Genomic DNA, 15,386 nt, shown 5'->3' on the forward strand with positions numbered 1-15,386 from the left:
GACCGTATGCGGTTAGCAACTGCGTGCGTGATTGGCTGATGGAACTCACGACAGACTTCTTCCCGTTACCTCGCGATGCGATATTGGGGGGGCAATAAATCCCCTATAATAAAGTGCGCGCTGTTTATCCTGTGCAAGCATGATGCGATGGCGTGAATTATTATTGAGTCGATGTATTACAATAAGAAATATTCACTAAACGTATACTTGTTTAATTAATGGTTGCGTTACGAGTAATGTTGATTTATATACTGACCCTCTGATCCTGCAATTTGGTAGGGCGAAAGAAAAAAAGAATAAAATGAATCATCATAACATCTAAGAAAATTACAGTTTACTGTTGGGGCATACCGAACGGCACTGCGTCTGATTGTCTGCTTTTTTATATTTGATGTTAAATCTTTTTCATTATGGACGTCTCGCGTCTTTCTCATGGCATGAGAAGTGACCAAAACATCAGAGAGTTAGGGAATGATTGAACCTTTGGGGCTAATTAAGAATTTTGCACGCGTTCGCACGCGCATATTCGTGACGATTGCGTTTTTCTCATCGGTCATAAATATACTGATGCTGGCACCATCTATTTATATGTTGCAGGTTTACGATCGCGCGCTGTCATCCGGGAATACCACAACGCTTTTTATGTTGACGCTGCTGGTGTTATTTATGTTTGCCGTCATGGCACTCCTTGATTACGCGCGTGGCATCGTCATCATCCGATTGGGTAATCAATTTGATAATGCGCTTTCGCCTGCAATCTATACCGCTGCATGTGAAAGTAATCTCGTTAAGCACAGCCCGAATGCCGGGCAGGCTATCAGCGACCTCACCGTTATACGCCAGTTTGTTACCGGCCCGGCGTTATTTGCGGTTTTTGATTCCATTTGGTTTCCCGTTTACCTCGGCGTTATTTTCCTTTTTAACACCTGGCTCGGGGTGTTCTCGCTTTCAGGCGCGTGTCTGCTGCTGGCCCTGGCGTTTATTAACGAAAAAACGACGCGTCAGCTTTTGAATGAAGCGGGGGGGTATGCCTTGATCTCAAATCACCAGGCTAACAGCTCCTTACAATCTGCTGAGACGCTGCATGCCCTGGGGATGACTGACAACGTTAAAGCGCGCTGGTGGCGCGGACATCAACAGTTCCTTTATTGCCAGAGTGCGGCCAGTGAACGCGCTGTACTGATGTCTGCCGTCACCAAAACCGTACGCATGGCGCTTCAGTCCCTGATGTTGGGGCTGGGCTGCTGGCTGGCGATCCTGGGAGACATCTCGCCGGGTATGATGATCGCGGGGTCAATTTTGCTCGGAAGAGCGCTGTCACCGGTGGAACAACTCATCAGCGTGGCGAAAGGCTACCGGTCAGCTCGTCTGGCATGGGAACGCGTGGTTCGTCTGACGGGAGACTTTCCCCCGGCGCAGGAGAGCATTCGCCTGCCGGCTGCGCAGGGAGTGCTCACAGTGGAAAATGTCACCGTTTTCCCTCCGGGAAACCCCCGGCAGCCCATACTGCAAAACATCACTCTGCGGGTAAACCCGGGTGAGGTGCTGGGAATTGTGGGAGCCAGTGCATCGGGGAAATCCTGTCTCGCCAGAGTGTTGTGCGGTGTCTGGCCTGCCGGAGAGGGGGATGTCAGGCTGGATGGGGCGGATATTTATCAGTGGCAGAAGCAGAAGCCGGGTCCCGGAATCGGCTACTTGCCGCAGGACGTTACGCTTTTCACGGGAACCCTCGCTGAGAATATTGCCCAGTTTGGTGAGATTGATTCAACGCAACTGATCGCCACGGCAAAGATGGCCGGGATCCACGACATGATTTTGCGTATGCCTGACGGGTATAACACCCTGACCGGCGAGCAGGGGATGTCCCTGTCGGGTGGGCAAAAACAGCGCATTGGCCTGGCCCGGGCGCTGTACGGCAACCCGGCACTCGTGATCCTTGATGAGCCCAACGCTCACCTCGATGAATCGGGTGAGCAGGCTTTGCAGCAGGTTATCCGACAGCTCCGGCAGCAGAAAAAAAGCGTTGTCATCATTTCTCATCGTCCGGGAATATTGCCGCTGACCAGCCATCTGCTCGTCCTCGAAGGCGGAAAAACCAAGCTTTATGGCCCAACGGCACAACTCTTACAGCAGTCAACTCGCCCGGTAAATAAGACAAACAGCGTCCCTGCTGAACAAGGAAAAGCCCATGCATAATAGCGATGCGCAGAAGACGCCCCTTGTTGACGTCGTTCCGTTTGTCCGCCTTGGCTGGGTAGTGTTGCTGGCAGGTCTGGGATCTTTCTTGCTCTGGGCGGCACTGGCGCCGCTGGATAAAGGTGTTGTTTCCACCGGAACCGTGGTGGTGGACGGCTACCGTAAGGCCGTACAGGCACCCACAGGCGGTGTGGTGACAAGCATCGCCGTCAAAGAGGGGCAGACGGTACATAAAGGCGACCTGCTGGTGCTGCTCAGCCAGCAATCGACGCTCGCCCAACTCTCCGCTGCGCGCCAGCATTATCTGACGTCGCTCATTGCTGAAAGTCGCCTGCAGTCTGAGCTGGCGGGCATGCAAACGCTGACCTTACCCCCTGAGACAGAAGACGAAGCCCTGCGGGATGCGATCAAGCCCATAGTGGCTCAGCAACGCCAGCTTATGCATGCCCGGCAGGAGGCGCTGAAAAATGCTCAGGAAAACGACGCTCAGGCCATTGCAGGGCTGGCTCGCCAGCGCGATTCTCTTGTCAGAACCTGCGAGACGAAAGCGCAAGGACTCGCACTGTTAAATCGTCAACTCAAAGACCTGAAACCACTAATGGAAGAGGGCTATTTCCCCCGTAACCGCTATCTCGATATCCAGGTGCAATCGGCGTCTCTGGCGGGCGAGGTGGGTGAAACCCGCAGCAAAATCGTAGAGTTAGGGAATCAGATCGCCCAGCTCAAACGCGGCATGCAGCAGCGGTTGATTGATAACCGGAAAGATATTGAAACGCAAATTGACCAGCTTCGCCTGCAGGTCAGCGAGAGCAAAAAACAGCTGACGCTCTCCGGTGTCGATCTCTCCCTGACCCGCGTTGTCGCACCGCAGGATGGTGTGGTAATGAACCTCGCGCTTGCCAGCGACAGCGCGGTGGTGAGTGCGGGCGAGCAGCTACTGGAAATTGTCCCGCAGGCCTCCCCCCTGATTATCGACTCACAAATTGACGTCGCCCTGATCGATAAAGTCCATAAGGGCATGCCCGTTACCCTGATGTTTACCGCCTTCAACCAGCAAAGCACGCCGAAAATTCCGGCCCGGGTATCGCTGGTGTCAGCGGATCGCCAGACCGATCCCACTACCCAGCAGCCCTACTACAAGATTCAGATCGCTGTTACGCCGGAGGGGATGAAAAAGCTGAAGAGCGAGGAGGTTAAACCGGGTATGCCAGTAGAGGTCTTTATTAAAGCCGGAGAGCGCTCGCTGTTGAGCTATCTGCTGAAACCCATTGTGGATCGTGCATCGCGGTCGTTCATCGAGGAGTAAAGATGCTTACCGCAAAATTCATACCTGTTGTGTATCTGCTCGCGCTGATGACGTCCTTTTCAGCAGGTGCGCTGACACTGACCCAGGGCTGGTTCATGGCGCTGGACAACGATCCGCAGTACCGCGCTGCTGTGAAGGATCAGCTTGCCGGAGAAGAGTACATCCCCATTGGTCGCGCCGGGTTACTGCCAAAAGTCAGCGTTAGCTATCAGCGCGCACCGCGTAACTGGCAACGGCAGCAGTACCAGCAGACAAATTTGTTGGGGGAGCGTTCTGAGGTGGTGCAGCATCAACAATATGACAGTTATTCGGGATCGGTTACCGTTGTTCAGCCGCTGTTTGATTACGATGCCTATGCGGGGTATCGCATCGGCATTATCAAAAAAATGCAGTCTGATGAACGCTACCGAAGCAGTCTGATTGATCTGCAAAACCGTTTCATTACCGCCTGGCTGGATCTTACCGAGGCGCATCAACGGCTTCAGCTTGCGGCTCTGCATCGTCAGGGGCTGGAAGAGCAGAAAAAGCAGGCTCAGCGACAGTTCGAGGCCGGTGAGGGCGCAGTAACGGATGTCACCGAGACCGCCTCTGCGCTCAGCCTGGCGATTGCGGATGAGGTGGAGGCGCGTGATACGCTGGATACGGCTAACGTTGCGTTATCAGCGATCGTGGGTGTGGATCTCTCGCAGACGGCAGCGCTGCCGATACTCGGTGAAAAGCCGCTTAAGCTGCCGCTGGCATCAGGAGACTATCGATACTGGGAACAAAAGGCGGCCGCGCATAATCCCGATATCCTTTCTGCCGGACATAACGTGGAAGAAAAACGCTATGAAATTGAACGCAGCCGCGCTGGCGCGCTTCCCCGGGTACAGCTTTACGCGATGCATTCGGAGAACGATTCAAGCAACGACAATACCATTCATCAGAAATATCGTACCGACAGCATAGGCCTGCGCGTCAGCATGGATCTCTTTTCCGGGGGCGGCGTTTCAGCGTCCCTGCGTCAGGCAGCGGCCCGCTATGAGCAGGCAAAATATCTTCATGATGCACAGCGGCTGGCGACCTACAGCGAAATTAAAAAATCCTTAAATAAATGCCTCCATGCGTCAGAGCGCCTTGCTGCCTATGCTTCCGCGGTGGACGCCGCCAGGCGACAGATTGAAGCGACGAAAAAAAGCATTCAGGCTGGTCAGCGCATGAATATCGATTTATTAAATGCAGAACAATCTTTCTATAAAACCAAAGTTGAGCTTACTGCAGAAAAACATGCTGTCATTAAGGCATGGGTCAGTTTGCTCGCGCAGACGGGCGAAATAAACAATGATAACGTTATGTTACTTGATTCGTATTTTGCTCAATGATTGTTGATAATAAACAGAGGGACGACTATGCCTGTATTCGATTATCAGGGCGAGAAAAACACGCAGCTTATTAAGGATGCACTGACCATTGAAAGTATCAATTTTGGTGCAGCTACGTATGCTGATTATACCTATACAGAAGAAAATGGCTGGAAAGTATTAGACGGGACCACGCTTAACTACAGCGGCTGTACTAATCCCTATGGTGCTTTTTATGGCGAAAGTCTTCTTGAAACCAGCGCCGAATGCAATGTTATGGGAAAATATGACGCCAATGGCAAGCTGGTCAATATAGGCATTAGCTTCTGGGGGACGGGCACTTACGCCAGCGCGCCTTCACTTCAGCATACCATCAATACCGCGATGGATACCGTCAGCGACGTATTATCTGCACTGGTCGACGGCTATGCGGATAACTATGTTCTCAACGCGTATAAAAACCTCATGAGTTCGGTGGCCGCGTTTGCCACGGCAAATGGCCTGACCGGTCATGACATCATCATTACCGGACATAGTCTTGGCGGACTGGCTGTTAACAGCATGGCAACCCTGTCCGCACAGGGCCAGTGGGGTGGTTTCTTTGAGGACGCAAGCTACGTCGCATTCGCCTCTCCGACTCAAAACCTGGCCGATGACAAAGTGCTTAATATTGGTTATGAGAACGATCCGGTATTTCGTGTGTTAACGGGTCACAGCTTGACGCTGGACAGTTTATTTAACCACGACACGCCGCTTGAAACCTGCACCAACAACATCGTCTCCTTTAATGATTACTATGCCGGCCTGACCAACGATTGTAAGATCTTTTCGATCGCGAATATGGCGTCCTGGGCCGGGCACTCCGGTCAGGGCTATACGGACGGTGCATTACGAATTATGGATTCTGAAATCTATGATTTCACCCATCAAAATTCCAATATCATTGTTTCTAATCTTTCTGAAGCATACCGTTCCACGACCTGGGTTTCGGATCTCAATAAATCCGTAACACATGTGGGGTCGACATTTATTATTGGTACCGAAACAAATGATTTATTACAAGGCGGGAAGGGTAACGATTATCTCTGCGGTGGTGGGGGAGATGACAGTTTTAAAGATCACAGCGGCTACAATGTTATTTATGGTGGCGCAGGGACCAACACCTACGTAACGGAATGTCATATTGCCGATTTTACGTTTAGCCACGATGCAGAAGGGACGCTGTACTTTAAATATTCCACCGGCGATATTACACGGGCGGAAGATATCCATTACGTTAACGCAGACCACACCTTGTTCAGCCTGTTTGGTATTAACATCAACCAGAACGCGACATGGCAGGTCACGGATTATGGCTTAGAAGGTGACAGTGGCTCAATCGCGTATGCGAAAAGCTATTACGCCGATACAGAGAACAGCTTCACTATCTCGACCGCCAGTAATGACAGTTGGTTCTATTCAGGAGCCAATGACAGTGAGATCAGCGTAAACGGTAACAATAACAATGTGGTTTCCGGGTATGCCGATGACGCCATCCACCTTAACGGCAGCGAAAACACGCTTCTCTTCTATGGTGATTTTGGTCATGACACGGTCTATAACCTCTCCGCCAGCGACAGCCTGATCTTTATGGCTAACCAGAACATTGCCGATAATGACAGCTATCTCAACCACCTGTCGTTTGAAGGTGATAATGCCTTACTCACCTACGGTGACAGCAGCGTCACGCTGGTCGGTGTGAATACCGATATGCTTTCGCAGATGCATATTGCGGTAGCATGACTCTTATCCCCGCGGGATCCTCGCGGGGATAAATCCCAGCAGAATGGTCCTGCCCGTCAGCGCATCTGGTGCTTTTTGAGCAATGCTCTTAACTGGTGGTAGGTCAGCCCCAACAGTTCAGCTGCCCCTTTCTGGTTATATTTCGCCATCCTCAGGCTCTGCTCCAGTAGCTGTTGTTCCTGCTTATGCTGAAACTGGCGCAGATCGAGCGGGAGTGAGGGCCCATCGTTCGAACGCGCCGGGGCGGTAACAGATGGCGCGTTACGCTGAAAAGGATCGAGAATAATGTTGTCCAGTTCCGTTTCGCTGCTGCCGTGACGGTAGACAGAGCGTTCGACGACGTTCTTCAGCTCGCGAATATTCCCCGGCCAGGGGTAGTTAAGCAGCGTCTCCCGGGCATTATCGCTAAAGCCCGGAAAGAGCGGCAGACCCAGCTCACGGCACATCTGAATGGCAAACTGTTCCGCCAGCAGCATAATATCGCTGCGCCGTTCACGCAGCGGCGGAAGCTGGACGACGTCAAAAGCGAGGCGGTCGAGCAGGTCGGCGCGAAATTTATCCTCAGCCACCATTTCCGGAAGGTTGGCATTTGTCGCACAGACCAGACGCACGTTAACCTGTAGCGGCTGGCTGCCGCCGACGCGTTCCAGCTCGCCATATTCAATGACGCGCAACAATTTTTCCTGTACCAGCATTGGCGCGGTGGCCAGTTCGTCGAGGAACAGGGTGCCGCCGTCGGCACGCTCGAAACGGCCAGGGTGGCGCTTTTGCGCCCCGGTAAAGGCTCCCGCTTCATGGCCGAACAGCTCGGTATCCAGCAGGTTCTCATTCAGCGCGGCGCAGTTAAGCGAAATAAAAGGACCATCCCAGCGCCCGGACAGATAGTGGAGTCGGTTGGCGATCAGCTCCTTGCCCGTGCCGCGCTCACCGATAATCAGCACCGGTTTGTTGAGAGGGGCGAGGTGTGAAACCTGCTCCAGCACTTCGAGAAAGCTGTTAGCCTCACCGAGTAAATTGTCTTTATATTCAGCCATGATGAAATTAACCACTCCTTAGCGAGATTCACCAGGTGAGCTTAGTTCCATAGTGAGCGAAAATCAATCACATTCAGTGAAATCAATAAGATAAAAAGTTGGCACGGGAATTGTATTATCTGTACAGCAGGGCATCGCCCGATAACAGAAATGTGAGGATTGAATTATGGGTATTTTTTCTCGTTTTGCCGACATCGTGAACGCCAACATCAACTCGCTGCTTGAGAAAGCGGAAGATCCGCAAAAGCTGGTGCGTCTGATGATTCAGGAAATGGAAGATACACTGGTTGAAGTGCGTTCTACCTCCGCCCGTGCGCTGGCTGAGAAAAAGCAGTTAACCCGCCGTATTGAGCAGGCTACCGCCCAGCTTAATGAATGGCAGGAAAAAGCCGAACTGGCGCTGCGTAAAGATAAAGAAGATCTGGCCCGTGCCGCATTGATTGAAAAACAGAAACTGGCGGATATGGTTACCGCGCTGGAACATGAAGTTACGCTGGTGGACGACACGCTCACCCGTATGAAGAAAGAGATTGGCGAGCTTGAGAACAAGCTGAGCGAAACCCGTGCGCGTCAGCAGGCACTTACGCTGCGTCACCAGGCGGCAAACTCTTCCCGCGATGTACGCCGTCAGCTGGACAGCGGTAAGCTTGATGAAGCAATGGCGCGTTTTGAGTCCTTCGAACGTCGTATCGATCAGATGGAAGCGGAAGCGGAAAGCCACAGCATCGGTAAGCAAAAATCGCTCGATCAGCAGTTCGCCGATCTGAAAGCCGACGATGAAATCAGCGAGCAGCTGGCGGCCCTGAAAGCCAAAATGAAGCAAGACAATCAATAATAATTCATGCGGCACCTGAGCGTGCCGCCACGCATCGTACGACAAGGAGTACACATGAGCGCGCTTTTTCTCGCTATTCCCCTGACCATTTTCGTGCTGTTCGTGCTGCCGATTTGGTTATGGCTGCACTACAGCAACCGTTCTTCACGGGACGCCCTTTCCCAGAGCGAGCAACAACGTCTGGTACAGCTGTCCGATCAGGCGAATAAGATGCGTGAACGTATTCAGGCGCTGGAAGCTATCCTGGATGCGGAACACCCGAACTGGAGGGAGCGTTAATGTCAGGACTGAATCTGAATAAAAAGCTGTGGCGGATCCCACAGCAGGGCATGGTTCGCGGCGTCTGTGCGGGGCTTGCCCACTATCTGGATGTACCGGTTAAGCTGGTGCGCGTGGTAACGGTGTTATCGATTTTCTTCGGTCTGGCGTTTATCACTCTGGTGGCGTACATCGTATTGTCGTTTGTGCTCGACCCCATGCCGGAAGGTGAACTGGCTGCAGAAGGCGCACCGAGCAGTAGTGACATTCTGAACCAGGTGGATGCTGAACTCGCCGCAGGTGAAAAGCGGTTGCGCGAAATGGAACGTTACGTCACGTCTGATACCTTTACGCTGAGAAGTCGTTTTCGTCAGCTTTAAGAGAGAACATAGATGAACAAAAACTGGCAACAGGCCGGTCAGAAGGTAAAACCCGGCCTGAAAATCGCAGGTAAACTGGTCCTGCTGACGGCGTTACGTTATGGTCCGGCAGGCGTGGCTGGCTGGGCAATAAAATCTGTTGCCCGTAAGCCGGTAAGACTGTTATTGGCCGTGGCGCTGGAGCCGCTGCTGCAAAAACTGGCCAAACGTTTTTCCCGTCGATACTTATCCTGATCTCCATGTATACCGCAGTCTTTCTCTTATGAGAGGAGGGCTGCTGGCATTTCTCTTCGTTTTCTCCCTTTTCTGTCTTTCTTTGCGGCAGCTCACATTACTGCGCTGAGTTGCCTTGAGAAGACGTTTTTACCCCCTCAGGTCCGTTGACAGATATTTTTCATGGGAGTAGATTGCGTTTCGTGGGACCGCTACCATGGAAAAATAAAGTGAACGATAAAATTAAAAATTTAATCAATCTTGTTTACGGTGAATCGTTTTCTGAGGCGCACCGTGAAACACTGTCAGGGAAAATTTCCAGAGCTGCTGCTGTTATTACCGAAAAGCGTAAAGCCGGTTGGGATGAAAAAGATATCGTCCTGATTACCTATGCCGAACAGTTCTACAATAAAGGGGAGAAAGCGCTGCCTGTTTTTACCCGCTTTTATAACAAATGGCTTTCTCGTTCATTTTCTCATGTGCATCTTTTACCTTTTTACCCGTGGTCCTCTGATGATGGTTTTTCCGTTATCGATTACCATGACGTTGCGCCTGAAACGGGAACATGGCAAGACGTTGCTGAATTAAAGCAGTATGCCAGTTTAATGTTCGATTTTGTTTGCAACCATATGTCAGCGAAAAGCCAATGGTTCGCTCATTATCTTGCGCAAAAACCGGGCTATGAAGATTTCTTTATTTCCGTGGATCCGCAAACTGATTTATCTGCTGTGACACGGCCTCGTGCATTGCCTCTCTTGACACCTTTTACACTTGATGATGGAAGCGTTCGGCATCTGTGGACGACCTTCAGCGATGATCAGATTGACCTCAATTTCGCCTCTCCTGAGGTGTTGATTGCAATGGTGGATGTGCTTCTCCATTACCTGATGGAAGGAGCGCGCTATATCCGCCTTGATGCGGTCGGCTTTATGTGGAAGATCCCCGGAACAAGCTGCATCCATCTTGAACAAACGCACCGTTTGATTCAGCTCTTCCGCGCCATTACGGACGCTGTGGCACCGGGTACGGTGATCATCACTGAGACCAATGTCCCGCATAAAGACAACGTTTCTTACTTTGGTGACGGCAAGAATGAAGCCCAGATGGTGTATCAGTTCTCCTTGCCACCACTGGTTCTGCATGCCGTTCATCGTCAGGATGTACGGGCACTTTGTCAGTGGGCCTCATCGCTGGAACTGCCGTCAAAGCAAACCACCTGGTTTAACTTTTTGGCTTCGCATGACGGGATCGGACTTAATCCGTTACGCGGAATTTTACCGGAATCGGAAATTCTGTCGCTGGTGGAAACACTCCAGCAGGAAGGCGCGCTGGTTAACTGGAAAAATAACCCTGATGGTACGCGCAGCCCGTATGAAATCAATGTAACCTACCTGGATGCATTAAGTGCTAAGAAGGATGAGGATACTCTGCGCATAGCCCGTTTTATTCTGGCTCATGCCGTACTGTTGAGTTTCCCGGGTGTGCCTGCAATCTATATTCAGAGTATTATTGGCTCCCGTAATGATTATGAGGGTGTGGAGCGGTTAGGGTATAATAGAGCAATAAACCGAAAGAAATATCAGGCCGGTGAAATTGATCATAAACTCGACGATATTAATAGCCTTCGTCATAAAGTTTATTCGGGATTGAGTGCGTTAATTTCGTTACGCCGTCAGGAAAAAGCGTTCCACCCGGACAGTCAGGCGCGCTTTGAAACATCCGGGGAGCATGTTTTGAAAATAGTTCGCATTGCCGATAACGGCGAGCGAATAACAGAGCTCTTTAATTTCAGTAATGATATTCAACACCTCCCTTCAAATAGTCAGACAGGAAAAGATTTAATAACCGGGATCAATATTAACGATACGACGTTGACCCTAAATCCATGGCAGGTTATGTGGATTAAAGAAAACTAAAAAAGGACCTTAACAATGAAAATGCCGAGAATTGTGCTGATTTCAGCACTGGTTTCGTGCGCCCTGTTATCAGGCTGCAAGGACGACACACAATCTTCTGTGACCATCGAGTTTATGCATTCGTCGGTGGAGCAGGAGCGTCAGGCCGTCATCACGAAACTGATTGAGAAATTCGAGAAAGAGAATCCCTCCATTACGGTGAAACAGGTGCCGGTGGAAGAGGATGCATACAACACCAAGGTCATTACCCTCGCGCGGACCGGCGCACTGCCGGAGGTGATTGAGGTCAGCCATGACTATGCAAAAGTGATGGATAAAGAGCAGTTGCTGGACCGTGACGCAATTGGCGAAGCCATTAAAGCCGTCGGTGAAGAGACGTTTTATGACGGCATTCTCCGTGTTGTTCGCACGGAAGACGGCACCGCGTGGACGGGGGTGCCAATTAGCGCCTGGCTGTCAGGCGTCTGGTACCACAAAGATGTTCTCGCCGCGGCGGGTATTAAAGAGCCGCATAACTGGCAACAGCTGCTGAAAGCCAGTCAGATGCTCAACGACCCGGCTAAGAAACACTACGGTATCGCGCTTCCTACCGCTGAAAGCGTCATGACCGAGCAGGCCTTCTCCCAGTTTGCCCTTTCAGGTGGGGCAAACGTCTTCGACGCGCAGGGCAACATCCAGATCGATACGCCTGAAATGTTAAACGCGCTGGCGTTTTATAAAGAACTGGCGAAGAACACGATGCCAGGCTCGAACGACGTCATGGAGATCAAAGACGCGTTCATGAACGGTTCCGCGCCAATGGCGGTTTACTCCACCTACATTCTGCCTGCCGTGTTTAAAGAAGGGGATCCTGCCAACCTGGGCTTCGTGGTTCCAACGGAAAAATCGTCTGCGGTTTACGGCATGGTGACATCGCTGACGATCACGACCGGTCAGACTGAAGAAGAAACCAAAGCCGCTGAGAAATTTGTGACCTGGATGGAGCAGGCTCAAAACGCCTCGGACTGGGTCATGATGTCTCCGGGGGCGGCGTTACCGGTGAACAAACTGGTGGTGGATACCGAGAGCTGGAAAAACAACGAGGTCATCAAAGCCTTTGGTCAACTGCCGTATGAGCTGATCGCACAGTTCCCGAATGTGCAGGTATTTGGGGCCGTGGGCGACAAAAACTTTACCCGCATGGGCGACGTGACAGGTTCCGGCATCATCAGTTCGATGGTGCATAACGTGACGGTAGGTCAGCAAGACCTCAACACCACGTTAAGCAACAGCCAGAAACGCCTGACTGACCTGGTTTCACAACGATAGGAGCGCTTCTGCGGAAGGAAATTATGAAGACGTTGTTTTCTGGTCGTTCAGATATGCCTTTCGCCATGCTGCTGTTGGCCCCCAGCCTGATTTTGCTGGGGGGCCTTGTGGCCTGGCCAATGATTTCCAACATTGAAATCAGTTTCTTACGCTTGCCGCTCAACCCGCGCATTAGCGCGGTGTTTGTTGGGCTGGATAACTACATCCGTATTCTGAGTGATGCAGCGTTCTGGCACTCCCTGTGGATGACCTTCTGGTATACGGCCCTGGTGGTGATAGGTAGCACGGGGCTAGGGCTGGCTGTCGCCATCTTCTTTAACCGGGAGTTTCGGCTGCGCAAAACGGCGCGTTCGCTGGTGATTTTATCTTACGTCACGCCGTCTATTTCACTGGTGTTTGCCTGGAAATACATGTTCAACAACGGCTACGGCATCGTGAACTATCTGGGGGTAGACCTGCTGCATCTGTATGACCAGGCACCGCTGTGGTTTGACAACCCCGGCAGCAGCTTTGTGCTGGTGGTGCTATTCGCCATCTGGCGCTACTTCCCGTATGCGTTTATCTCGTTTCTCGCGATCTTACAAACGATTGATAAATCGTTATACGAAGCCGCAGAAATGGATGGCGCGAATGGCTGGCAACGTTTTCGCATCGTCACGCTGCCCGCGATTATGCCGGTGCTGGCCACGGTCATCACGCTGCGAACCATCTGGATGTTTTACATGTTTGCGGACGTGTACCTGCTGACTACCAAAGTCGATATTTTGGGCGTCTATCTCTACAAAACGGCGTTTGCCTTTAACGATTTGGGTAAAGCTGCGGCTATCTCAGTGGTGCTGTTTGTGATCATTTTCGCCGTCATTCTGCTGACCAGAAAAAGGGTAAATCTCAATGGCAACAAATAAACGCGTACTGGGACGTATTGGTTTTTATCTGGGGCTCGCGGCGTTCCTGATCATCACACTGTTTCCGTTTTTCGTGATGCTGATGACCTCCTTTAAAAGCGCCAGAGAGGCGATATCGCTGCATCCGACCATTCTGCCGCAGGAGTGGACGTTACAGCATTACATCGACATCTTTAACCCGCTGATTTTCCCGTTTGTGGATTACTTCCGTAACAGCATGGTGGTGTCACTGACCTCGTCGATCGTTGCCGTGTTTCTCGGCACGCTGGGGGCTTACGCCTTATCCAAACTGCGTTTTAAAGGGCGCACGACGATCAACGCCAGCTTCTACACCGTCTACATGTTTTCAGGGATTCTGCTGGTGGTGCCGCTGTTCAAAATCATCACCGCGCTCGGCATCTATGACACCGAACTGGCGCTGATTATCACCATGGTGACTCAGACGTTACCCACTGCGGTATTTATGCTGCGCAGCTATTTCGACACCATCCCGGACGAAATAGAAGAAGCCGCGATGATGGATGGCCTTAACCGCCTGCAAATCATCTTTCGCATTACCGTTCCGTTGGCGATTTCGGGCCTGGTGTCGGTTTTTGTCTACTGCTTCATGGTGGCGTGGAACGACTATCTGTTTGCCTCCATTTTCCTGTCCAGCGCCAGCAACTTCACCTTGCCGGTCGGGCTGAACACGCTTTTCAGTACGCCAGATTACATCTGGGGCCGCATGATGGCGGCATCGCTGGTGACGGCACTGCCGGTGGTCATCATGTATGCGCTGTCTGAACGTTTTATTAAAAGTGGTTTGACCGCCGGTGGCGTTAAGGGCTGAGGCGGCCAATTTTAACAAGGAGTGAGTAATGAAGAAGTTAGTTGCGACAGCGCCGCGTGTGGCAGCGCTGGTCGAATATGAAGACCGTCCCGTTGCCGTTCATGAAGTGAAAATTCGCGCCCGCTTTGGCGCACCGAAACATGGCACCGAAGTGGTGGATTTCAGGGCGGCGAGTCCGTTTATCGATGAAGAGTTTAACCCTGACTGGCAGTTGTTTACGCCGCGTGAAGAGGGGGCGGCTCGCGGGATCGAGTTTGGCAAATTCCAGCTCGGGAACATGATCGTCGGGGACATCATTGAGTGTGGCGCTGACGTAACGGAATACCGTGTCGGAGACCGCGTTTGCTGTTATGGACCGCTACAGGAAACGGTCATTGTGAATGCCGTCAACAACTACAAACTGCGCAAAATGCCTCAGGGCGCCTCCTGGAAAAATGCGGTCTGCTACGACCCGGCACAATTTGCAATGAGCGGCGTACGTGACGCCAATGTGCGGGTAGGGGATTTTGTCGTCGTCGTTGGGCTTGGCGCGATTGGTCAGATTGCCATCCAGCTGGCAAAGAAAGCCGGTGCGTCAATCGTTATCGGTGTCGACCCTATCGCGCACCGCTGCGATATCGCCCGTCGCCATGGGGCAGACCACTGTCTGGATCCGATTGGCACGGATGTTGGTCTGGAAATCAAAAAACTGACCGGCAAACAGGGCGCGGATGTGATTATCGAAACCAGCGGCTTTGCTGATGCGCTGCAGTCTGCGCTGCGCGGACTCGCTTACGGCGGCACCATCTCATACGTGGCCTTTGCGAAACCGTTCGCGGAAGGCTTTAACCTGGGGCGCGAAGCGCATTTCAATAATGCGAAAATTGTCTTCTCTCGCGCCTGCAGCGAGCCAAATCCTGATTACCCACGCTGGAACCGTAAGCGAATTGAAGAGACCTGCTGGGAATTGCTGATGAACCGCTATCTCAATTGCGAAGATTTAATCGACCCGGTCGTAACGTTTACCACCAGCGCTGAGAGCTACATGACCTATGTCGATCAGCATCCTGAACTGAGTATCAAAATGGGCGTCACGTTCTGAGCT

General features: G+C 51.8%; 14 protein-coding genes. 13 read left to right on the top strand and 1 reads right to left on the bottom strand.

Features of this window, described 5'->3' with window-relative positions; genetic code table 11:
* Window positions 1-471 precede the first annotated feature (471 nt).
* The 4 genes from PUZ33_RS01645 to PUZ33_RS01660 are packed head-to-tail and all read left to right on the top strand — an operon-like array spanning window position 472 to window position 6,624.
* A complete protein-coding gene (locus PUZ33_RS01645) occupies window positions 472-2,196 on the top strand; it encodes a type I secretion system permease/ATPase (RefSeq protein ID WP_080398905.1) in 1,725 nt (574 codons plus the stop codon).
* The gene (locus PUZ33_RS01650; RefSeq protein ID WP_058681306.1) at window positions 2,189-3,502 is read left to right on the top strand and encodes an HlyD family type I secretion periplasmic adaptor subunit; all 1,314 of its coding nucleotides are present in this window, start codon (window positions 2,189-2,191) and stop codon (window positions 3,500-3,502) included. Before PUZ33_RS01645 ends, PUZ33_RS01650 begins: the two co-directional genes overlap by 8 nt.
* Before the next feature lie 2 nt (window positions 3,503-3,504).
* Window positions 3,505-4,863 (top strand): TolC family outer membrane protein, encoded by a 1,359-nt coding sequence (locus PUZ33_RS01655; RefSeq protein ID WP_058681305.1) that lies wholly within the window; start codon window positions 3,505-3,507, stop codon window positions 4,861-4,863.
* A 27-nt stretch (window positions 4,864-4,890) separates the two neighbouring features.
* Window positions 4,891-6,624, top strand: a complete 1,734-nt coding sequence (locus tag PUZ33_RS01660; protein WP_058681304.1) for a polyurethane esterase — start codon at window positions 4,891-4,893, stop codon at window positions 6,622-6,624.
* 56 nt (window positions 6,625-6,680) lie between these two features.
* Here PUZ33_RS01660 and pspF read toward each other — a convergent pair whose 3' ends face one another.
* Window positions 6,681-7,658 (bottom strand): phage shock protein operon transcriptional activator, encoded by a 978-nt coding sequence (pspF, locus tag PUZ33_RS01665; RefSeq protein WP_058681303.1) that lies wholly within the window; start codon window positions 7,656-7,658, stop codon window positions 6,681-6,683.
* A gap of 166 nt (window positions 7,659-7,824) precedes the next feature.
* Between pspF and pspA the strand changes: the two genes are divergently transcribed.
* The 9 genes from pspA to PUZ33_RS01710 all read left to right on the top strand — a co-directional run bounded on the left by pspA (window position 7,825) and on the right by PUZ33_RS01710 (window position 15,383).
* A complete protein-coding gene (gene pspA / locus PUZ33_RS01670; RefSeq protein ID WP_013096403.1) occupies window positions 7,825-8,493 on the top strand; it encodes a phage shock protein PspA in 669 nt (222 codons plus the stop codon).
* Window positions 8,494-8,547: 54 nt separating this feature from the next.
* The gene (gene pspB, locus PUZ33_RS01675) at window positions 8,548-8,772 is read left to right on the top strand and encodes an envelope stress response membrane protein PspB (RefSeq protein WP_013096404.1); all 225 of its coding nucleotides are present in this window, start codon (window positions 8,548-8,550) and stop codon (window positions 8,770-8,772) included.
* A complete protein-coding gene (pspC, locus tag PUZ33_RS01680) occupies window positions 8,772-9,131 on the top strand; it encodes an envelope stress response membrane protein PspC (protein WP_013096405.1) in 360 nt (119 codons plus the stop codon). The genes pspB and pspC overlap by 1 nt, the downstream gene beginning before the upstream one ends.
* A gap of 12 nt (window positions 9,132-9,143) precedes the next feature.
* Complete coding sequence (pspD, locus tag PUZ33_RS01685) at window positions 9,144-9,365, top strand: phage shock protein PspD (protein WP_013096406.1); 222 nt, start codon at window positions 9,144-9,146, stop codon at window positions 9,363-9,365.
* 209 nt (window positions 9,366-9,574) lie between these two features.
* On the top strand, window positions 9,575-11,260 hold the full coding sequence (locus PUZ33_RS01690; protein WP_062676485.1) for a sugar phosphorylase: 1,686 nt from the start codon (window positions 9,575-9,577) through the stop codon (window positions 11,258-11,260).
* A gap of 15 nt (window positions 11,261-11,275) precedes the next feature.
* Window positions 11,276-12,568: an ABC transporter substrate-binding protein gene (locus tag PUZ33_RS01695; RefSeq protein WP_058681301.1), complete on the top strand. Its 1,293-nt coding sequence runs from the start codon at window positions 11,276-11,278 to the stop codon at window positions 12,566-12,568.
* A 23-nt stretch (window positions 12,569-12,591) separates the two neighbouring features.
* Window positions 12,592-13,473: a carbohydrate ABC transporter permease gene (locus PUZ33_RS01700; protein WP_013096409.1), complete on the top strand. Its 882-nt coding sequence runs from the start codon at window positions 12,592-12,594 to the stop codon at window positions 13,471-13,473.
* On the top strand, window positions 13,460-14,302 hold the full coding sequence (locus tag PUZ33_RS01705) for a carbohydrate ABC transporter permease (protein WP_013096410.1): 843 nt from the start codon (window positions 13,460-13,462) through the stop codon (window positions 14,300-14,302). The genes PUZ33_RS01700 and PUZ33_RS01705 overlap by 14 nt, the downstream gene beginning before the upstream one ends.
* A 28-nt stretch (window positions 14,303-14,330) precedes the next feature.
* Window positions 14,331-15,383, top strand: a complete 1,053-nt coding sequence (locus tag PUZ33_RS01710; RefSeq protein WP_058681300.1) for a zinc-dependent alcohol dehydrogenase — start codon at window positions 14,331-14,333, stop codon at window positions 15,381-15,383.
* Window positions 15,384-15,386 lie beyond the last annotated feature (3 nt).

Origin of the sequence: Enterobacter cloacae complex sp. 2022EL-00981 (genome assembly GCF_028737495.1) — a bacterium.
Taxonomy (GTDB): domain Bacteria; phylum Pseudomonadota; class Gammaproteobacteria; order Enterobacterales; family Enterobacteriaceae; genus Enterobacter; species Enterobacter cloacae.